The sequence below is a fragment of the Burkholderia vietnamiensis LMG 10929 genome, assembly GCF_000959445.1.
GTDB classification, from domain to species: domain Bacteria; phylum Pseudomonadota; class Gammaproteobacteria; order Burkholderiales; family Burkholderiaceae; genus Burkholderia; species Burkholderia vietnamiensis.
This window is the reverse complement of the sequence record NZ_CP009631.1, coordinates 99465-119853: the sequence shown is the minus strand read 5'-3', so window position 1 is coordinate 119853 and position 20389 is coordinate 99465. Positions and strand designations below refer to the sequence as shown.

The window sequence follows — 20389 nt, the reverse complement described above, 5'->3', positions numbered from 1 at the left end:
CTCAGAGATCGGGGTAGAGCCTGCCGCGGTTGAAGATGCGCGCCGGATCGAACGCGGCCTTCAGCCCGCGGTGGATCTTCATCAGCGGCGCGGGCAGCGGCGTGAACACGCCGGCGCTGCGGTCGTAGGAATCGCCCGCGCGGAACAGCGTCGCGTGGCCGCCGGCCTGCTTCGCGCTCATGCGCACCGTCTGCGCATCGGCGTCGGTGATCCACCAGCGCTGCGCGCCGCCCCATTCCATCAGCTGGTTGCCGGCCAGGTGCATCGGCTCGGTGATCGACGGCAGCGACAGGCGCCACAGCGCATAGCCGGGCGGAATGCCGTTGAAGAACGGATCGGTGTGCTCGCGCAGGCCGGCCCAGAAGCGCTCGGCTTCGACCGCATCGACGACTTCGCCGCCGAGCAGCGTCTTCGCCGACTTGACCGCCGCTTCCGCGCCGGACAGCCGCAGCACCAGCGTGCCGTTGCGCCAGCCGCTCGCGCTCACCGGCAGCGGATGGCCGCCCCATTCGTTGAGCTTGCGCACCGCGTCGGTGGCCGTCATCTCGAACTTCAGCGTGACTTCGGCGACCGGCACCGGCAGCACCTTGATCGACAGCTCGAGCATCAGCCCGAGCGTGCCGAGCGCGCCGGCCATCAGGCGCGACACGTCGTAGCCGGCGACGTTCTTCACGACCTGCCCGCCGAAGCGCAGCACTTCGCCGCGCCCGTTCATCAGCGTGACGCCGAGCACGAAGTCGCGCGGCGCGCCGCAGGCCGCGCGCCGCGGGCCGGCGAGACCGGCCGCGATGCAGCCGCCGACGGTGGCCGCGCGGCCGAAGTGCGGCGGCTCGAACGGCAGCATCTGGCCGCGCTCGGCGAGGACGGCTTCGAGCTGCGCGAGCGGCGTGCCCGCGCGCACCGTGACGACGAGCTCGGCCGGGTCGTACGACACGACGCCTTGAAACGCGCGCGTGTCGAGTATTTCGCCGTCCAGCGTCTGGCCGTACCAGTCCTTGGTGCCGCCGCCGCGGACCCGCAGCGGCCGCCCGTCGGCGCTGGCGGCGCGCACGCGCTCGGCCCATCCGGCGACGATGTCGTCCTCTTCCATGTTCCGTTGCTGCCTCGTTGTTGTCCGGTCGATTGTACCGGGGTGGCGCGAATCCACATCGCGACTATCCCTAACGCCCCGACGCGCGCACGCCGGGCCTCCGCACGGCGCGCGCCGCTCAGAAGCGCGGCAGGTCGGGATGCGGCAGCAGCCCGCCGCGCACGTGCTGACGGCCGTACTCGGCGCAGCGCGCGCGGGTCGGGATGCCCTTGTCGGGGTTGAGCAGCCCGGCCGGATCGAACGCGCGCTTGACCGCGAAGAACGCGTCGCGCTCCTGCGGCGAGAACTGCACGCACATCGAATTGAGCTTTTCGATGCCGACGCCGTGCTCGCCGGTGACGCTGCCGCCGAATTCCACGCAGCATTCGAGGATCTCCGCACCGAACTGCTCGGCGCGGTGCAACTGCTCGGGATCGTTCGCGTTGTAGAGGATCAGCGGATGCATGTTGCCGTCGCCGGCATGGAATACGTTGATGCAGCGCAACCCGTAGCGTGTCTCGAGCTGCTCGATGCGCGCGAGCAGCGGCCCGATCGCGCGGCGCGGCACGGTGCCGTCCATGCAGTAATAGTCGGCCGAGATGCGGCCGGCGGCCGGGAACGCGTTCTTGCGGCCCGACCAGAAGCGCAGCCGCTCGCTCTCGTTGCGCGACACCTGGATGCGCGTCGCGCCGTGCTCGCGCAGCACGGCCGTCATGCGGACGATCTCCTCCGCGACTTCCTCGGGCGTGCCGTCGGATTCGCACAGCAGGATCGCCTTCGCGTCGACGTCGTAGCCGGCGTGCGTGAACGCCTCGACCGCCTGCGTGGCCGGCTTGTCCATCATCTCGAGCCCGGCCGGGATGATGCCCGACGCGATGATCGCGGCGACCGCCTCGCCGCCCTTCACGACGTCGTCGAAGCTCGCCATCACGAGCTGCGCGGTCTGCGGCTTCGGGATCAGCTTCACCGTCACTTCGGTGACGATCGCGAACATCCCTTCGCTGCCGATCATCACCGCGAGCAGGTCGAGGCCCGGCGTGTCGAGCCCGAGCGAGCCGAACTCGACGATCTCGCCGTCCATCGTGACCGCGCGCACGCGCATCACGTTGTGCACCGTCAGCCCGTACTTCAGGCAGTGGACGCCGCCCGAATTCTCCGCGACGTTGCCGCCGATCGTGCAGGCGATCTGCGACGACGGATCGGGCGCGTAATACAGCCCGTACGGCGCGGCCGCCTCGGAAATCGCGAGGTTGCGCACGCCGGGCTGGACGGTCGCCGTGCGCGCGTACGGATCGACTTCGACGATCCGAGTGAAGCGCGCGAGCGACAGCACGACGCCGTTCGCGATCGGCAGCGCGCCGCCCGACAGGCTCGTGCCCGCGCCGCGCGGCACGATCGGCACTTCCATGCGGCGGCAGATCTGCACGATGCGCTGCACCTGCGATTCGGTTTCCGGCAGCGCCACCGCGAGCGGCAGCCGGCGATACGCCGACAGGCCGTCGCATTCGTACGCGGCGGTGTCTTCGTCGCGGTACAGCAGGCAATGGGTCGGCAGCACGGCCATCAGCGCCTGCACGATTTCGCGCTGGCGCTGCGCGCGCATCGCGCTCGACAGTTCGACGGAAGCGTTCATTGAGTCTCCTGAGCGCGCGCGGCCGCGCGCCGCCGTGTCAGCACGTGAAGATCTTGCCGGGATTCATCAGGTTGCGCGGATCGAGCGCGAGCTTGATCGCCCGCATCGCGTCGATCGCGTTCTCGCCGTGCTCCTTCGGCAGGAAGCGCATCTTGTGCAGGCCGACGCCGTGTTCGCCGGTGCAGGTGCCGCCCAGCCGCAGCGCGCGCTCGACGATCCGGTCGTTGATGCGTTCGGCTTCGTCGAGCTCGGCGGGCTTGTCGGGGTCGATCAGGATCGCGACGTGGAAATTGCCGTCGCCGACGTGGCCGACGATCGGGCAGGGCAGCGACGACGCGCGCAGGTCGGCTTCGGTTTCCTCGACGCAGGCGGCCAGCTGCGAGATCGGCACGCAGACGTCGGTCGTCACCGCGCGGCAGCCGGGCTTGAGCTGCAGCATCGCGAAGTACGCGTTGTGGCGCGCGGCCCACAGCCGCGTGCGGTCCTCGGGGCGCGTCGCCCATTCGAAGCCCTGGCCGTGGTTCTGGCCGGCGAGCGCCTGCACGAGCTCGGCCTGCTCCTTCACGCCGGCGTCGGTGCCGTGGAATTCGAAGAACAGCGTCGGCGCCTCGGCGAGCGTCAGGTTCGAATGGCGATTGATCGAGCGCACCGCCAGCGCGTCGACGAATTCGACGCGCGCGATCGGCACGCCGATCTGGATCGTCTCGATCACGGTGCGCACCGCGTCGCCCATCGTCGGGAACGCGCAGATCGCGGCCGACACCGCTTCGGGCAGCGGATGCAGGCGCAGCGTGATCTCGGTGATCACGCCGAGCGTGCCTTCCGAGCCGACGAACAGCCGCGTCAGATCGTAGCCGGCCGACGACTTGCGCGCGCGCGAGCCGGTCTTCACGACGCGGCCGTCGGCGAGCACGGCGCTCAGGCCGAGCACGTTCTCGCGCATCGTCCCGTAGCGCACGGCGTTGGTGCCCGAGGCGCGGGTCGCCGTCATGCCGCCGATGCTGGCGTCGGCGCCCGGATCGATCGGGAAGAACAGGCCGGTGTCGCGCAGCGCTTCGTTCAGCGCCTTGCGCGTGATGCCCGGTTCGACCGTCACGGTCAGGTCTTCCGCGTCGATCGACAGCACACGGTTCATCTCCGACAGATCGAGCGACACGCCGCCGCGCACCGCCAGCAGATGGCCTTCGAGCGACGAGCCGGCGCCGTACGGGATCAGCGGGACGCTGTAGAGCGCGCACAGCGACACGACGGCGCGCACTTCGTCGGCGTTGTGCGCGAACACGACGGCGTCGGGCAGTTGCGGATCGAACGGGGATTCGTCGCGGCCGTGATGGGCGCGGACCGCGTCGGCGATCGACACGCGCTCGCCGAAGGCGGCGCGCAGCGCATCGAGCATCGCGGGAGGAAGCGGGCGGCGCGTGGCGGCCGGCGTGGCGGGGTGATTCACGAGCGTCTCCTGACGGCTGCTTGTCGAACTTTTGGGTCATTCTACGCCGCAACGTCCGCTGCGACCCGCCCCGCCGGCTGCGATAATCGCGTTCCTACACAACCGGGCCGCGTCGCGGCCGCGCACGAGAGGACATTCGCATGGGCAACCGCTTGAGCAAGATCGCCACGCGCACGGGCGACGACGGCACCACCGGCCTCGGCGACGGCCGGCGCATCGGCAAGGACGACGCGCGGATCGTCGCGATCGGCGACGTCGACGAACTGAACTCGAATCTCGGCGTGCTGCTCGCCGAGCCGCTGCCGGACGACGTGCGCACCGCGCTCGTGACGATCCAGCACGACCTGTTCGATCTGGGCGGCGAGCTGTGCATCCCCGGCCACACGGTACTCGACGACACGCATCTCGCGCGCCTCGACCGATGGCTGGCCGACTACAACGCGACGCTGCCGCCGCTGCGGGAATTCATCCTGCCGGCCGGCTCGCGCGCCGCGTCGCTCGCGCACGTGTGCCGCACCGTGTGCCGGCGCGCCGAGCGTTCGATCGTCGCGCTCGGCCGTGCCGACACGTTGAACGATGCGCCGCGGCGTTACGTGAACCGGCTGTCCGACCTGCTGTTCGTGCTCGCGCGCGTGCTGAACCGCGCCGGCGGCGGCTCGGACGTGCTGTGGGAGCGAGGGCGCGTGCGCTGAGCCGCGCGCCTTCCCGCGCTGCGACAATTTGCCCGAGGGGCCGCGATTTTTAAACATGTATCGTTTGAGCATGTTTAACGGAGAACGACATGACTGACATCACCGCCGACCAGATGGCTCGTGTGAAGGCCACTGCCCCCGTCCTGGCCGTGCACGGCGCGACGATCACGAAGCACTTCTACCAGCGCATGTTCACGCGCCATCCCGAGCTGAAGAACCTGTTCAACCAGACGCACCAGAAGACCGGCAGCCAGCCGGAGACGCTCGCGAAGGCCGTCTATGCGTATGCGGCGAACATCGACAACCTCGGCGCGCTCGGCGGAGCGGTGTCGCATATCGCGCACAAGCACGCGAGCCTGAACATCCGTCCGGAGCATTACCCGATCGTCGGCGAGAACCTGCTTGCATCGATCGTCGAAGTGCTCGGCGACGCGGTGGACGCGCAGACGCTCGAAGCCTGGCGCGTCGCGTACGGCCAGCTCGCGCAGATCCTGATCGGCGCCGAGGCCGACCTGTACGCGGGCGCCGCCTGGAGCGGCTTCCGTCCGTTCAAGGTGGCCCGCAAGGTGCGTGAAAGCGACGAGATCACGTCGTTCTACCTGACGCCGGCCGACGGCGGCGCGGCGCCGACCTTCGAGCCGGGCCAGTACGTCACGGTGAAGCGCTTCGTCGGCGACCTCGGCGTCGACCAGCCGCGCCAGTACAGCCTGTCCGACGCGCCGCACGGCAAGTGGCTGCGCATCTCGGTGAAGCGCGAGTCCGGCCAGGCCGAAGCGGTTCCGGCCGGCAAGGTTTCCACGCTGATGCACGACGGCGTGGAGGAGGGCGCGATCGTCGAGGTGACCGCGCCGATGGGCGAATTCTCGCTGAAGCGCGGCGTCGATACGCCGGTCGTGCTGATCTCCGGCGGTGTGGGCCTGACGCCGATGGTGTCGATGGCGTCGACGCTGGTGGCCGAAGGCAGCAAGCGCGACGTGCGGTTCGTCCACGCCTGCCGCTCGGGCGCGGTGCACGCGTTCCGCGACTGGCTGAACGATACGGTGCGCGAACACGCGAATTTCAAGCGCACGGTGCTGTACGAGCTGGTCGGCCCGAACGACCGCGCGGGCGTCGATCACGACCTCGAAGGGCGCCTGACGCCGGAGCGCGTGCAGCAGTATGCGCTGGTGCCGGATGCCGACTACTACATCTGCGGCCCGATCGCGTTCATGAAGGCGCAACGCGACGCGCTGGTCGCGCTCGGCGTCGCGCCGGAACGCATCAACACCGAGATCTTCGGCTCGGGCGCGCTCGAGTAACGCCCGCCCGGCCGGTGTCGGCCGACGCAGCGACACAACGACAAAGCCCGGCGCGAGCCGGGCTTGTCTTATTGGGGCATCGATCGGGCCGCGGGCGGCATGCGCCGGCCCGCGGCCCGCCGGCCGGCCGTCAGTTGCCGCTGCCGCGTGCGACGCGGCGCGCCTTCACCGCTTCCGCGAGCCCTTCGAGCACCTTCACGCTGTCGTCCCACGCGATGCATGCGTCGGTGATGCTCTGGCCGTAGGTCAGCGCGCAGCCTTCCTTCAGGTCCTGGCGCCCCTCGACGAGGTGCGACTCGATCATCACGCCGACGATCCGCTCGTCGCCGGCGGCGACCTGGCGGCCGATGTCCGCGCACACCGGGATCTGGTTCTCGTGCTTCTTCGAGCTGTTCGCATGGCTCGCGTCGATCATCAGGCGCGCGGCGAGACCGGCCTTGCCGATGTCCGCGCAGGCGGCGTTCACGCTGTCCGCGTCGTAGTTCGGCGTCTTGCCGCCGCGCAGGATCACGTGACAGTCTTCGTTGCCGGCCGTCGACACGATCGCCGAATGGCCGCCCTTGGTCACCGACAGGAAATGGTGCGGCTGCGACGCGGCCTTGATCGCGTCGACGGCGATCTTCACGTTGCCGTCGGTGCCGTTCTTGAAGCCGACCGGGCACGACAGCCCCGACGCGAGCTCGCGATGCACCTGCGACTCGGTCGTGCGCGCGCCGATCGCGCCCCACGAGATCAGGTCGGCGATGTACTGCGGGCTGATCATGTCGAGGTATTCGGTCGCGGCCGGCAGCCCCATCTCGTTGATCTGCAGCAGCAGCTCGCGCGCGGTGCGCAGCCCTTCGTTGATCTTGAAGCTGTTGTCGAGATGCGGATCGTTGATCAGCCCCTTCCAGCCGACCGTCGTGCGCGGCTTTTCGAAGTACACGCGCATCACGATTTCCAGCTCGCCCTTGAAGCGCTCGCGCTCCTTCACGAGCCGCCCCGCGTATTCGAGCGCCGCCTTCGTGTCGTGGATCGAGCACGGCCCGATCACGACGATCAGCCGGTCGTCCATCCCGTGCAGGATCCGGTGCATCGAACGGCGCGACTCGTAGATCAGCTCGGACGCGGCCTCGGAGCATGCGAATTCGCGGATCAGGTGGGCGGGCGGCGTCAGTTCCTTGAGTTCGCGGATGCGGACGTCGTCGGTGTTGTGCGGGGGCATGCTGGTTCTCCTGGTTTTACGGGCGCCGTTCGGTCAGAGCGCGTGCGGCAGATTCATCGATTCGGGTGATTCGGTCGGCGCCGGCCGGTGCGGCGGGATCCGCTGCGACGGCCGGTTGGCGAAGGGCGAAAAAAAACCGCCGGGTTCGCCGGCGGTTTTTCGGGAATTTCGGTTGCGCTTTACGCGCCATCAACCCTCTCGATCCGCCAGCGGTCTGAGATGCCAAAAAAAGTAAAAATAAAACTTGGCGGACATGACGGAGATTCGGTTCGTCGAAAAAGTCGATTCGCAATTTATACCCGGTCGCCGCGCAGCTGGCAACCGGGGGCAGTCAAAAATGCGGGCAATCCGCGTGGTTTCGTCAAAATGCGCGGATTGTCTGCGCGGCGATGCGGTTATGCCGTACCGCCGACGGTCATCTTGTCGATCCGCAGCGTCGGCTGGCCGACGCCGACCGGCACGCTCTGGCCTTCCTTGCCGCAGACGCCGACGCCCGAATCGAGCGACATGTCGTTGCCGATCATGCTCACGTACTTCAGCGATTCCGGGCCGCTGCCGATCAGCGTCGCGCCCTTCACCGGGTAGGTGACCTTGCCGTTCTCGATCATGTACGCCTCGGACGCCGAGAACACGAACTTGCCGTTCGTGATGTCGACCTGGCCGCCGCCGAAGTTCACCGCGTACAGGCCGTTCTTCACCGACGCGATGATTTCCTGCGGATCCTTGTCGCCGTTGAGCATGTACGTGTTGGTCATGCGCGGCATCGGCAGCGCGGCGTACGACTCGCGGCGCGCGTTGCCGGTCACGGGCATCTTCATCAGGCGCGCGTTCAGCGTGTCCTGGATGTAACCCTTGAGGATGCCGTCCTCGATCAGCGTCGTGCACTGCGTCGGGTTGCCTTCGTCGTCGATGTTCAGCGAGCCGCGGCGGTTCGGCAGCGTGCCGTCGTCGACCACCGTCACGCCCTTCGCGGCAACCTGCTCGCCGATCCGGCCCGCGAATGCCGACGAGCCCTTGCGGTTGAAGTCGCCCTCGAGGCCGTGGCCGATCGCCTCGTGCAGCAGCACGCCCGGCCAGCCCGGCCCGAGCACGACGGTCATCGCGCCGGCCGGCGCCGGGCGCGCGTCGAGGTTCACCAGCGCGGCGTGCACCGCGTCGTCGACGTAGCGCGACAGCACGTCGTCGGTGAAATAGGCGTAGTCGAAGCGCCCGCCGCCGCCGCCCGAGCCGATCTCGCGGCGGCCGTTCTGCTCGGCGATCACCGTGACGGACACGCGCACGAGCGGCCGGATGTCGGCCGCGAGCGCGCCGTCGCTGCGCGCGACCAGCACGACGTCGTATTCGCCGGCGAGGCCCGCCATCACCTGCGTGACGCGCGGGTCGCGCCCGCGCGCCATCTGCTCGATGCGCTCGAGCAGCTTGACCTTGGCGGTCGCGTCGAGCGACGCGAGCGGGTCGGACGGCAGGTACAGGTCGCGGCCGGTGATGCCTTTCAGCGACGTCGCCGCCTTGATCTTCTGGCGGCCGCCGCCCGCCGCCGCGATCGCCTTGGTGGCCGCGGCCGCCTGGGCGATGGCTTCCGGCGACAGGTCGTCCGAATAGGCGAACGCGGTGCGGTCGCCCGCCACCGCGCGCACGCCGACGCCCTGGTCGATGCTGAAGCTGCCCGACTTCACGATGCCTTCCTCGAGGCTCCACGCTTCGCTGCGGGTGGCCTGGAAGTACAGGTCCGCGTAGTCGACGCGATGCGTGAAGATGTCGGCGATCGTGCGCGTGAGCAGGCTCTCGTCGAGGCCGTACGGCGTGAGGAGGATGTCCTTCGCCAGCGCAAGATTGCGGATGCCGGGTTCGATGATGTTCATGCGGGTATCGAGGTTTCTCAAAAAGTTGTCGGGTGCGTTCTGGACAGATGGGTTGGCCGGGCGGCGTTTCAAGCGGCGGCGGCGCTTCAGGCCAGCACGCGATGCCGCCACGCGGGCAGGCTCTGGCGCACGTCGGCGATGCGCTGAGAGTCGAGCGCGCCGGCCACGACGCCTGCGCCTTCGTCGCGGACCGCGACGATTTCGCCCCACGGATCGATCAGCATGCTGTGGCCCCACGTGCGCCGGCCGTTCTCGTGCTTGCCGCCCTGCGCGGCGGCCAGCACGTAGCACTGGTTCTCGACGGCCCGCGCGCGCAGCAGCGTTTCCCAGTGCGCGCGGCCCGTCGTATACGTAAACGCCGACGGCACGACGAGCAGTGCGCAATCGCCCATCCGGCGGTACAGCTCGGGAAAGCGCAGATCGTAGCAGACCGACAGGCCGACCCGCCCGAACGGCGCGTCGAACGCGACGACCGTGTCGCCCGCGCGGATCGTGCGCGCCTCGTCGAACGATTCGTCGCCTTTCTCGAAGTTGAACAGGTGGATCTTGTCGTAGCGGGCGGCCTCGCGGCCGCTCGGGTCGAACACGAGCGTCGTGTTCAGCACGCGGTCGGGCTCCGGCGCCTGCAGCGGCAGCGTGCCGCCGATCACCCAGACGCGGTGCCGCTGCGCGGCCTGCGCGAGGAACTGCTGGATCGGCCCGTCGCGATAGGGTTCGGCGAGCGCGAGCTTGTCGGTGTCGCGGTGGCCCATGAAGCAGAAATACTCGGGCAGCAGCACCAGTTGCGCGCCGTCTGCCGCCGCCTGCTCGATCAGGTGACCGGCGTCGGCGAGATTGCGCGCGACGTCCGGCGTGCTCACCATCTGCAGCGCGGCAACCCGGAAGGGCGTGGCGGAACGGGTCGGATCGGTCATCGCAGGATCGCTGGCTTCGTAAAAGGGGTGCGGTCCGGCGGCCTGCACGCGTCAGTGGCTTGCCGCATCGGCCGGACCGTGATCCATCTTACCCTGATCGCCCCGCACCCGCTCGATATGCGGATGCGCCCACGAGCCGGTGATCGCATAGTCGAGCGCGAACGCGTGCGACAGCGTCTGCGACAGCGCGTAGTTCGCCGCCAGCACGCCGACGCCGAGCAGCGGATTGACGATCGCGGCCGCGATCGCCGCGGTGCCGGCGCCGATCTTCGGCGCGACGTGCGCGTGCAGGTCCTGCGTCTCGGTGGCCAGATCGACCGCGCCGCGCACGGTCACGTTCGCGGGCGCCGTCGTCATCGAGAAGTCGTCGGTGCGGGCGATCCCGTTCGAGATCCGGCTGGTGCCGGTGATCTTGTCGAACGGCAGCCCCTTGCCGATCACGTCGCGGAAGTTCAGCGTCAGGAACCGCGCGAGGCTCTGCAGGCTCAGCACGCCGAGCAGTTTCGCGGCGCCCGGATCGACCTTCAGGATCTGGCCGTGCTCGAAGTCGAGCGCGACCTGGCCGCCGAGCGACGGCACCTCGACCGCCGTCGGGCCGCCGCGCCAGCCGACCTTGCCGGTCACCGTGCCGTGGCCGTTCTCGAGCGTGCGCGGCAGGCCGACGAGGTCGAGCAGCGCGCCCGCGTTGCCGACGTCGAGCTTGAAGTCGAACACGCTGCGCCGCGGCGCGTCGTTGTCGTCCACGCCGCGGGCCAGCGCGCGGCGCGACGTGCGCCAGTTGCCGGTGGCCGTCAGTTTCGCGGCCGGATTGGCGAGCTCGAGCCGGTCGAGCTGCCACACCGGTACGCCGTCCTCGTCGATGTTGCGCGCGTTGACGACCAGCCGGCCGATGTCGTGATTGCGCGCGACGACCTGGTCGACGATCAGGTCCACCGACGGTATCGGCCGGTCGGTCGGCGTCGGCAGGTTCATCGCGCGGCCGACGAGGTCGTGCTCGGCGCTGTCGGGAATCACCAGCTTCGCGAGCCGTGCATTGAGCACGCCCGCGCCGTTGTGCCCGCCGCCCGGCGCCCACGACAGGTAGCCCGAGACCTGGTTCGACGCGATGTTCGCCTGCCACAGCTCGTCGACGTGCGACGCGCCGACGATCACGTTTTCCCAGTTGCGCTTGAGCAGCTTCAGCGTGCCGAAGTGCAGCGCGAAACGTTTCGGCGTGAAGCTGGCGACGTCGATGCGCGACCGCGCCGGCGCCTCCGGCGGCGGCTCCGGCGTGCGCGGCGTGTCGGGCTTCAGCGTGTGCGCGAGCGCGAGCCACGCGTCGGCATCCAGCTCGTCGACATCGACCGCCGCGCTCACGCCGTCCTGCGGCAGGTCGGGCATCCGGTGGATGCCCATCGCGCCGCGCAATGCGCGCAGCGGCTGGCCGCGCGTCGCGTCGAGCAGATAGGTGGCCGACACCGGGCCGAGCGTCAGGTCCGCGTGCTCGATGCGCTTGCCGCCGGCCGGCGTGGCCGGCTGCAGCGTGAAGCGAAACGGCATCGGCTCGCCGGCCGGTTTCGCGAACGGCGCCGGGAAGTTCAGCGCGACGCCCGTCAGGTCGGAGCGCGCGGTGATCTGCGGCAGGCCGCCCGGCGCGCCGCGCACGGCGACCTCGTACGGCGCGTCGCCGACCACGTGTTCGAGCAGCGCCGCGGCCGTGCCGCGCAGGTTCAGTCCGCGGGCGGCGTCGAGCGCGAGCTTGCCGTCGACGTCGACCGTGTACGGGCCGTGCGACTGGAAGCTGCCGTTCGCGTGCACCGGCCCGCCGAGGAAGCGCCCGGCCAGGTCGTGCAGCGACGCGCCGGCCTCCGTGAAACGCACGCTGCCGCGCAGCGCGGACAGCGGCGGCACGCCGTCGGTCGACAGCGTGTTGCCGCCGAACGCGAGCGCGCCTTCGACGTGCGTGTGCGGATGCGGCACGTGCTGCGGAATCGTGATCTTCAGCGCGAGCGACGCCGGGCCCTGCGCGTCGATGCGCTGGCCGATGTGGCCGCTCATCGTGCCGAGCGAGCTGTTGTCCGCGTAGTCGATCAGGTCGGCGAGCGGCCCGTGCGCGTGGCCGTCGATCACGAGCGGCGACTTCGACGGATTGCCGAGGTCGTCGATCCGGCCGTTGACGTTCGTCAGCGCGACGCGCTTGTAGCGCGCGCGTGCGATGTCGAAGCGCAGCTTGTTCTGCGCGAGCTCGAACACGCCGTCGATCCCGTCGAGCGCCGGCCACACGCTCGGCGTGCCGTTCGCGAGCTTGCGCGGCGGGTAGGGCGTCGGCTCGAAGCGCCCGCCGGTGAACGGCGCGACGATGTGGAACACGCCGGCATCCGGCTCGTGTTCGAACGGGAATTTTTCGAGCGGGCCGCGCGCGACGATCGACGCGCCCTTGGTCACGCGACCGTCCTGCAGCGCATGCCCGAGATACGCGCGCAGCCGCTCCGACATGCCGGTCGGCAGGTAGCGCGGGATGCGCGCCACCGCCGCGCGGGCGAACTCGGCGCGCAGGTCGAGCGAGCCGCGGCCGTGGCCGGGGTTCGTGTACGTGCCCGATACGTCGATCTCGGCATCGGGATTCGCGACGTACAGGTCGGGCAACGTCACGTCGACGCGCGCGTGTTTCTCGCCCGGCGCCGGCGTGATCACCCATTTGGCGTTGCCGCGCAGCCGGTCGAAGGTCAGGCGCGGTTCGTCGAACTCGCCGGGCACCGTGACCGCCGCGTTCACCGTGTCGAAGTGCGCGGCGCCGCCCGTCTCGGTCGCGTCGACGCTGCCCCACAGGTTCTCGACGCCCGGCCAGCCGGCGCGCGGATGGCCGCGCGGCGACAGCCCGGGCGGCGGCTCCTGCGCGGCGAAGCTGATGCCTTGCAGATCGCCGAGGAAGCGGTAGCGGACGATCGGCGCGGCGCCGGTGCGGCGTTCCTCGTCGGCGAGCTCGGCCCGCGCGGGCTTCGCGCGTTCGACCTCGATGTGATAGTTCGACACCATGCCGTGCGGGTCGAGCTTGATCAGCTCGTTGCGCAGCCGCGCCGGCAGCGGGAGTCCGCGGATGAATTCGCTGAGGATGCCCAGATCGACGCGGTCGCCGGCGACGCTCAGCAACTGCCCCTGATCGGCGGTCGGCACGCGGTAGCGGGCGGTCAGCGTCGACAGCGCGAGCGAGCGCGCGAGCGGCGTGCCGTCGGGCAGCGGCGGCTGGCCGAGCTCGGCGTTGAAGCGCGTCAGGTGCAGCGTGTAGTCGCGGCCGGCGTCGAGCGCGATGTCCCAGCCGAATCCGACCGTCGGCACTTCCAGGCGCGGCTGGGTCGGCCGCACGCGCAGCACGACGTCGGCGCCCTGCAGGTCGCCGCCCGCGGAGCGCAGGTGGCCGTCCTGAAAGGTCGCCCAGATCGCGTTGTCGATCCGGCCCGCGTGGGCCGTGAACGGCAGGTCGAGGTAGCGGCCGAGCGTCTGCAGGTCGACCGGGCCGGTGGACAGGTACGCGTTGCCGGTCCAGTTGGTCGGCTTGCCGATCGGCGCGAGCGGCTTGTGCGTGAAGCGCGCGCGGAAGTCGAGCGGGCCGAGCAGCAGCGTGCCGTTGGCCGGCGCCTGCAGCGCGACCTTGTGCTCGCGGCCGTGGTTCAGCACGGCGAGGCGGATGCCCGACAGCGCGAGCTCCGGTGCGTCGTGCTGGGCGTCGCGCCAGCGCAGCGTGCCGTTGCGCAGCACGATCGCTTCCTGCTTCAGCAGCCAGGTGCCGAACGTGTCGTTGCCGCCGTGGGTGGTCGCGACGCCGATGCCCGCGACGCTCAGCGAACCGTCGGCCGCGCGCGCGACGACGAGATCCGGATGGTCGACGATCAGGCTGGACAGCGCGGGCGACAGCCGCAGCAGCGAGATCCACGACAGCGCGGCCGTCGCATGCGGCACCGACAGCGCGATGCGGCCGTCACGGCCGCGAACGGTGAGGTTCGTCACTTCGACGCCCGGCTGCATGCCCGACCAGTGCGGGGACAGCCTGCCGATCGAAAGCTGCGCGTGGAGCTTGTCGGACACGGCGCGCTCGATGCGCGGCCGGAATTCGTCGATGCGCGGCAGCACCACGTAGCGCAGCCCGAGGAATGCGCCGGACGCGACGAAGTACACGCCGATGCCGACTGCCAGCGTCACCCTGAACACGCGGCGCAGGACCGGATGATCGTGCTTCGGAGGTCCCGCTTCGGGCGCAGCTACGGCGGATTCCTGACGGTCGGACATGCGGCGGAGGGGCGGCGATATGGTAGTTTTGCAGATTGACGTTGAAATGTATCACAGGGGTTCGTGCCGGCGGCCGTTGCGCGCATGCGGCACGGGCTTTCCGGCGCGCGGTGTGGGCGGCGGCGCACGCGCGGCCGCTCACACCGCGCCGAGTCCAACGGTCTGTCGGCAGCGGCGCGCGCACGCGCGACCCGCGGCAACGGGCCTTACCGCCACGCCCGCTTTTCGATGACGATGACCGACGCTTCCGCCCTGATCAGCACGTCCTATTCCCGCTATCTCGCCCGCGCGGTCGCCGCGCGCCCCGCGCTGGCCGAGCTGATCGCCGCGTGGGCCGACGCGCCGCTCACGCGCGCGCGGCTCGACGCGCGCCTCACCGAGTTGCTCGCGGCGAGTTCCGGCGCGGCCGCGCCGGGCGACGACGAATTGAAGCGCGCGCTGCGGCAGTTGCGCGTCGAGGTGTTCGGCGCGGTGGCGGAGCGCGACCTGCGCGGCGTCGCGGACGTCGCCGAGGTCACGTCCGCGATGACCGATCTCGCCGAAGTGGCCGTGCAGCGCTCGCTCGCGCTGCTGTCCGCGGAGCTCGAGGCCACCTACGGCGAGCCGCGCGGCGCCGACGGCCAGCGCGTCGTGCTCGGCGTGGTCGGGATGGGCAAGCTCGGCGGCCGCGAGCTGAACGTGTCGTCGGACATCGACCTGATCTTCGTCTACGAGGACGACGGCGAGACGGCCGGCGGCACGCGCGCGCCGCTGTCCACGCAGGAGTACTTCACGCGGCTCGGCCGGCGCCTGATCGGCGTGCTGTCCGAGGTCACCGCCGACGGCTACGTGTTTCGCGTCGACATGCGGCTGCGTCCCAACGGCGATTCCGGGCCGCTCGTATGCAGCCTCGGGATGCTCGAGGAATACTTCTACGTGCAGGGGCGCGAATGGGAGCGCTATGCATGGATCAAGGGGCGGCTCGTGTCGGAAGGCGACAGCGACGCGGCGCGGCGGCTCGCATCGCAGCTCGAAGCAATCGTCAAGCCGTTCGTCTACCGCCGCTATCTCGATTTCGGCGTGATCGGCGCGATCCGTTCGCTGCATCAGCAGATCCGGCACGAGGCCGCGCGCCGCGCGTCGATGCGGCCCGACAAGGCCGACGACATCAAGCTCGGGCGCGGCGGCATCCGCGAGATCGAATTCAGCGCGCAGGTGTTCCAGCTGATCCGCGGCGGCCAGGACGCGGAGTTCCGCGTGCGGCCGACGCTCGCGGTGCTGCGCCATGCGCAGGCGCGCGGGCTGATCGGCGAGGACGTGCGCGAGCGGCTGACCGACGCGTACAACTTCCTGCGCACGCTCGAGCATCGGCTGCAGTATCGCGACGACGCGCAGACCCACGCGATGCCGGTCGATCCGGGCGAACGGGCGGTGCTTGCCGCGTCGCTCGGTTTTGCCGACTACGCGGCGCTCACCGCCGCGCTCGATGCGCACCGGACCTTCGTCGAGGCGCAGTTCGACCAGATCTTCGCCGACAAGGGCAATGGCGGCGCGTGCGCGTCGGGCGAAGACGCTGCCGCCGCCTGGATATGGAGCGGCGCGCTCGCGGACGACGGCGACGACGAGACGCTGCTCGCGCGCCTCGACGGCCTCGGCTTCGCCGATCCGGCCGCGGTGCTCGCCCGGCTGCGCGCGATCTGGCAGTCGTCGCGCTATGCCGGTCTGCCGGAAAAGAGCCGGCAGCGCTTCGACAGCGTCGCGCAGCGCGCGCTCGAGGCCGCGCCGCGGATCGACGCCGCGCGCCGCGACGAGACGGTCGTGCGATTGTTCGATCTGCTGGAGACGGTCAGCCGGCGCGGCGTTTATCTCGCGCTGCTCACCGAGTACCCGGCCGCGCTCGATCGCGTGCTGTCGGTGCTCGGCACGACGCGCTGGGGCGGCGGCTATCTGATTCGGCATCCGCAATTGCTCGACGAGCTGCTCGACGACGAGGCGATCGCGAGCCCGTTCGACTGGCCCGCGTTCAAGGACGCGCTGCGCGCGCGGCTCGCCGCCGCCGACGGCCCCGAGCAGCAGATGGACCTGCTGCGGCACGCACAGCATGCGGAGGTGTTCCGCATCCTGCTGATCGACCTGGCCGGCCAGCTGTCGGTCGAGCACGTGAGCGACCGGCTGTCCGAGCTCGCCGATGCAGTGCTCGACGTGACGATCGAGGTCGTCTGGTGGCAGCTCGCGAAACGCCATCGCGACGTGCCGAAGTTCGCGGTGATCGCATACGGCAAGCTCGGCGGCAAGGAGCTCGGCTATGCGTCGGATCTCGATCTGATCTTCCTGTACGACGACCCGGACGAGCGCTCGGCGGACGTCTATACGACGTTTACGCGGCGGCTCATCACGTGGCTCACCACCGCGACCGGCGCGGGCGCGCTGTTCGACATCGACCTGCGGCTGCGGCCGAACGGCGAGGCCGGGCTGCTCGTCACCGATCTCGATGCGTTCCGCCGTTACCAGCTGCGCGAAGGTGATGCGGCGAATACCGCGTGGGTCTGGGAGCACCAGGCGCTGACGCGCGCGCGGTACAGCGCCGGCGACGCGCAGATCGGCGCGGCCTTCGAGGCGATCCGCCGACAGGTGCTGACGACGCCGCGCGATGCGGCCGTGCTCGCGCGGGAAATCGTCGACATGCGCGACAAGGTGTTCGCCGGTCACCCGAACCACAGCGAGCTGTTCGACCTGAAGCACGATCGGGGCGGGATGGTCGACATCGAGTTCATCGTCCAGTACTGGGTGCTGCTGCATGCGTCGAGCGATGCCGAGCTGATCCGCAACACCGGCAACATCGCGCTGCTGCGCGAAGTCGCGCGCTTCGGGCTGATGGAGGCGGACGAGGCGGAGTGCGTCGGCGCCGCGTACCGCAAGTACCGGAAGCTGCAGCACAAGCTGCGGCTCGACGGGATGGAGAAGGCGCGCGTCGACCCGGCGGTCGTGGCCGAGGAGCGGGCGGCTGTTACGGCGCTGTGGGCGCGGGTGTTCGGGGCGGTTCGAACGGGTGTTTGAGAGCGGCGGGTGGGGTGGGTGTTTGAGGCGATGATGAGGTGGGGCGGGCGCGTCGTATCGCGCAGTCGGGCCGCCGGTGATGGCCGGCGCGTCCGTTCCGCGGTTGCTTGCGGGGATTCGGGCGGGTGAGGTCGGAGTGCGGCCCGGTGTAGTCCGGTGCTTCGTGGTGTGGACCGGCGCGGCTCGGTGTGGTGTAGGCCGGCGCGACTCGGTGTGGCTCGGCACGGCGCGGCTCGGTGTGGCTCGGCACGGCGCGGCACGACTCGGTGCGGCCCAGCACGGCTCGCAGTGGCCCAGCACGGCTCCGTGTGATCCGGCGCGGGCCGATATAGCCCGGCATGCCCCGATCCGGCCCGGGGTGGTCCGCCTCCATCCGACCCGGCCGTCGGCCGGGCCGCTCAGGCCGCGAGCATTTCCTTCGCGTGCTTGCGCGTGGTCGCGGTGATCTCCAGCCCGCCGAGCATCCGCGCGACTTCCTCCACACGGCTCGCCTTGTCGAGCGCGATGACCGACGATACGGTGCCGCCGCGCTCGTCCGCGCCCTTCGCGACCTGGAAGTGATGGTCGCCGCGCGCCGCGACCTGCGGCAGGTGCGTCACGCACAGCACCTGGCGGTTGCGCCCCAGCTGGTGCAGCAGGCGCCCGACCACTTCGGCGACGCCGCCGCCGATCCCGGTGTCGACCTCGTCGAAGATCAGCGTGGGCGTGGGGCTGGCCGCGCTGGCGATCACCGCGAGCGCGAGACTGATCCGCGCGAGTTCGCCGCCCGACGCGACTTTCGCGAGCGGCCGCAGCGGCACGCCGGGATGGCCGGCGACGCGGAATTCGACCTGTTCGAGCCCGTGCGGGCCGCCGTCGGCCAGCGGCACGAGCGCGACTTCGAAGCTGCCGCCCGCCATCGACAATTCCTGCATGCCGGCCGTGACCGCGGCGCCGAGCGCCTTCGCCGCCTGCGCGCGCGCCTTCGACAGCCGTTTCGCGTCGGCGAGATAGGCATCCCACGCCTTTGACTGCGCGGCTTCGAGCGCGCCGAGGTCGGCGGCCGCATCGAGCGCCGCGAGCTGCGCGCGGCGCGCCGCATGCTCCTCGTGCAGCGTGTCGGGCGGCAGCCGGAACTTCCGGGCGGTCGAGTGCAGCGCGTCGAGGCGCGCTTCGACCTGCGCGAGCCGGGCCGGATCGAGATCGAGGCGCTGCGCGTAGTGCGACAGCGAATAGACGGCTTCCTGCAGCTGGATCTCGGCCGGTTCGAGTGACGCGAGCGCGTCGGCGAGCCCGCTGTCGTAGTCGGCCAGGCCGCGCAGCTTCGACACGATCGCGCCGAGTTGGGGCAGCATCGCGCCGTCGGCCTCCGACAGCGCGTTGAGCGCGCCCTGCACGCCGGCGATCAGGTTCGCCGAATGCGACAGGCGCTTGTGCTCGTGGCCCACTTCATCCCATTCGCCCGGTTGCGGCGCGAGCTTGTCGAGCTCGGCGAGCTGCCATGCGAGCTTTTCGCGTTCGAGCTGAAGCTCGCGCTCGTGCGCCTTTGCCGCGTCGATCGCCTGTGTCGCGTCGCGCCACACGCGCCATGCGCGCGCGACGTTGGCGGCATCGGCGGCCAAGCCCGCGTGCGTGTCGAACAGCTCGCGTTGCGCGTCGGGCCGCATCAGCAACTGGTGCGCATGCTGGCCGTGGATGTCGACCAGCATCTCGCCGAGCTCGCGCAGTTGGGCAAGCGTGGCGCTGGTGCCGTTGATGAACGCGCGCGAGCGGCCGTTCGCGTCGATCACGCGACGCAGCATCACGGTGTCCTCGGCATCGAACGCGTGCTCGTCGAGCCAGCGCGCGACGCGGTCGTGCGGCGTGAACTCGGCGGTGATGTCGGCGCGGCCGCAGCCGGCGCGCACGACGCTCGCGTCGGCGCGCTCGCCGAGGGCGAGCGCCAGCGCGTCGATCAGGATCGACTTGCCGGCGCCGGTTTCGCCGGAAAAGACGGTGAAGCCGCCGTCGAATTCGAGATCGAGCGCGGCGACGATGACGAAGTCGCGTATCGAGAGGTGGCGCAGCATGGTGTCGGGCTCGCTTGCGTCAGGACGCCTTGTCGTCTTCGTTCGATGCGTGTTCGTTCCAGTGCAGCTTCTTGCGCAGCGTCGCGTAATAGCTGTAGCCGATCGGGTGCAGGAACGGCACCGTGTGCTTCGAGCGGCGCACTTCGATCGTGTCGTTCAGCTCGAGCGCCGTGAAGGACTGCATGTCGAAGTTCACGTTGACGTCGCGACCGGCGACGATCTGGATGGCGATCTTCGAATCGTCCGGCAGCACGATCGGCCGGTTCGACAGCGCGTGCGGCGCGATCGGCACGAGCACGACGCCCTGCAGTTGCGGATGCAGGATCGGGCCGGCCGACGACAGCGCGTACGCGGTCGAGCCGGTGGGCGTCGCGACGATCAGGCCGTCCGAACGCTGGTTGTACATATAGCGGCCGTCGACCGACGCGCGCAGCTCGACCATCCCGGAAAAGCCGCTGCGGTTCACGACGACGTCGTTGAAGGCGAGCGCGTGGTAGATCGGTTCGCCGTTGCGCACGATCCGCGCCTCGAGCAGCGAGCGCTCCTCGCGCTCGAACTTGCCCGACAGGATCACCGGCACGAGCGCCTGCATGTCGGCTGCGGCGATGTCGGTGATGAAGCCGAGCCGCCCGTGGTTGATGCCGATCAACGGCGTTTTGTACGGCGCGAGCTGGCGGCCGATGCCGAGCATCGTGCCGTCGCCGCCGAGCACCACCGCGACGTCCGCGCGCGCGCCGATTTCCGCCGGCGTGAGCGCCGGATAGCCCGAGATGCCGATCTCGCGCGCGGTATCGGCCTCGAACACGACGTCGAAGCCGAGTTTCGCGATGCAGCCAGCGAGCGTGGCGAGCGGCTCGGCGATGCCGGGCGTGTTGCTCCGGCCGACGAGCGCAACAGTATTGAACTGATTACCGGTTTTCATG

General features: G+C 70.2%; 12 protein-coding genes. 3 read left to right on the top strand and 9 right to left on the bottom strand.

Translation table 11 applies throughout. The features are described 5' to 3' along the window. Position 1: 1 nt before the first annotated feature. From glcE to AK36_RS10500, 3 genes are all read right to left on the bottom strand, one after another. Positions 2–1090 carry a glycolate oxidase subunit GlcE gene (gene glcE, locus AK36_RS10510; protein WP_014722474.1) on the bottom strand — a complete coding sequence of 363 codons (1089 nt, stop codon included), beginning with the start codon at positions 1088–1090 and terminating at the stop codon, positions 2–4. A 118-nt stretch (positions 1091–1208) separates the two neighbouring features. Then, positions 1209–2702, bottom strand: coding sequence for an FAD-linked oxidase C-terminal domain-containing protein (locus tag AK36_RS10505; RefSeq protein ID WP_011883331.1), 1494 nt, complete (start codon positions 2700–2702; stop codon positions 1209–1211). Positions 2703–2739: 37 nt separating this feature from the next. Next, positions 2740–4149, bottom strand: a complete 1410-nt coding sequence (locus tag AK36_RS10500) for an FAD-binding oxidoreductase (RefSeq protein ID WP_014722475.1) — start codon at positions 4147–4149, stop codon at positions 2740–2742. A gap of 140 nt (positions 4150–4289) precedes the next feature. On the opposite strand from AK36_RS10500, the gene AK36_RS10495 reads away from it, so the two are divergent. Continuing rightward, entirely contained in the window at positions 4290–4841 is a 552-nt protein-coding gene (locus AK36_RS10495; protein WP_011883333.1) for a cob(I)yrinic acid a,c-diamide adenosyltransferase, read from the top strand. Positions 4842–4930: 89 nt separating this feature from the next. Then, positions 4931–6139 (top strand): NO-inducible flavohemoprotein, encoded by a 1209-nt coding sequence (gene hmpA, locus AK36_RS10490; RefSeq protein ID WP_011883334.1) that lies wholly within the window; start codon positions 4931–4933, stop codon positions 6137–6139. A 130-nt stretch (positions 6140–6269) separates the two neighbouring features. Here hmpA and aroG read toward each other — a convergent pair whose 3' ends face one another. From aroG to AK36_RS10470, 4 genes are all read right to left on the bottom strand, one after another. Beyond that, on the bottom strand, positions 6270–7343 hold the full coding sequence (aroG, locus tag AK36_RS10485; protein ID WP_011883337.1) for a 3-deoxy-7-phosphoheptulonate synthase AroG: 1074 nt from the start codon (positions 7341–7343) through the stop codon (positions 6270–6272). A gap of 395 nt (positions 7344–7738) precedes the next feature. Beyond that, on the bottom strand, positions 7739–9205 hold the full coding sequence (gene tldD, locus AK36_RS10480; RefSeq protein ID WP_011883338.1) for a metalloprotease TldD: 1467 nt from the start codon (positions 9203–9205) through the stop codon (positions 7739–7741). 86 nt (positions 9206–9291) lie between these two features. Continuing rightward, complete coding sequence (locus AK36_RS10475) at positions 9292–10119, bottom strand: carbon-nitrogen hydrolase family protein (RefSeq protein ID WP_034194448.1); 828 nt, start codon at positions 10117–10119, stop codon at positions 9292–9294. Between the two features lie 51 nt (positions 10120–10170). Beyond that, on the bottom strand, positions 10171–14382 hold the full coding sequence (locus AK36_RS10470; protein WP_045578520.1) for a YhdP family phospholipid transporter: 4212 nt from the start codon (positions 14380–14382) through the stop codon (positions 10171–10173). 234 nt (positions 14383–14616) lie between these two features. On the opposite strand from AK36_RS10470, the gene glnE reads away from it, so the two are divergent. Continuing rightward, complete coding sequence (glnE, locus tag AK36_RS10465) at positions 14617–17418, top strand: bifunctional [glutamate--ammonia ligase]-adenylyl-L-tyrosine phosphorylase/[glutamate--ammonia-ligase] adenylyltransferase (RefSeq protein WP_045578519.1); 2802 nt, start codon at positions 14617–14619, stop codon at positions 17416–17418. Positions 17419–17816: 398 nt separating this feature from the next. Here the strand turns inward: glnE and recN are convergent, their stop codons facing one another. Both recN and AK36_RS10455 read right to left on the bottom strand, forming a co-directional pair. Further along, the gene (gene recN / locus AK36_RS10460; RefSeq protein WP_014722483.1) at positions 17817–19466 is read right to left on the bottom strand and encodes a DNA repair protein RecN; all 1650 of its coding nucleotides are present in this window, start codon (positions 19464–19466) and stop codon (positions 17817–17819) included. A 19-nt stretch (positions 19467–19485) separates the two neighbouring features. Further along, positions 19486–20388: an NAD kinase gene (locus AK36_RS10455; RefSeq protein WP_011883345.1), complete on the bottom strand. Its 903-nt coding sequence runs from the start codon at positions 20386–20388 to the stop codon at positions 19486–19488. Between the last annotated feature and the right edge of the window lies 1 nt (position 20389).

Coding starts and splice junctions, on each gene's coding strand:
- glcE (WP_014722474.1), bottom strand. CDS start 1,090: ATGGAAGAGGACGACATCGTCGCCGGATGGGCCGAGCGCGTGCGCGCC.
- AK36_RS10505 (WP_011883331.1), bottom strand. CDS start 2,702: ATGAACGCTTCCGTCGAACTGTCGAGCGCGATGCGCGCGCAGCGCCAG.
- AK36_RS10495 (WP_011883333.1), top strand. CDS start 4,290: ATGGGCAACCGCTTGAGCAAGATCGCCACGCGCACGGGCGACGACGGC.
- hmpA (WP_011883334.1), top strand. CDS start 4,931: ATGACTGACATCACCGCCGACCAGATGGCTCGTGTGAAGGCCACTGCC.
- aroG (WP_011883337.1), bottom strand. CDS start 7,343: ATGCCCCCGCACAACACCGACGACGTCCGCATCCGCGAACTCAAGGAA.
- tldD (WP_011883338.1), bottom strand. CDS start 9,205: ATGAACATCATCGAACCCGGCATCCGCAATCTTGCGCTGGCGAAGGAC.
- AK36_RS10475 (WP_034194448.1), bottom strand. CDS start 10,119: ATGACCGATCCGACCCGTTCCGCCACGCCCTTCCGGGTTGCCGCGCTG.
- AK36_RS10470 (WP_045578520.1), bottom strand. CDS start 14,382: ATGTCCGACCGTCAGGAATCCGCCGTAGCTGCGCCCGAAGCGGGACCT.
- glnE (WP_045578519.1), top strand. CDS start 14,617: ATGACCGACGCTTCCGCCCTGATCAGCACGTCCTATTCCCGCTATCTC.
- recN (WP_014722483.1), bottom strand. CDS start 19,466: ATGCTGCGCCACCTCTCGATACGCGACTTCGTCATCGTCGCCGCGCTC.
- AK36_RS10455 (WP_011883345.1), bottom strand. CDS start 20,388: ATGAAAACCGGTAATCAGTTCAATACTGTTGCGCTCGTCGGCCGGAGC.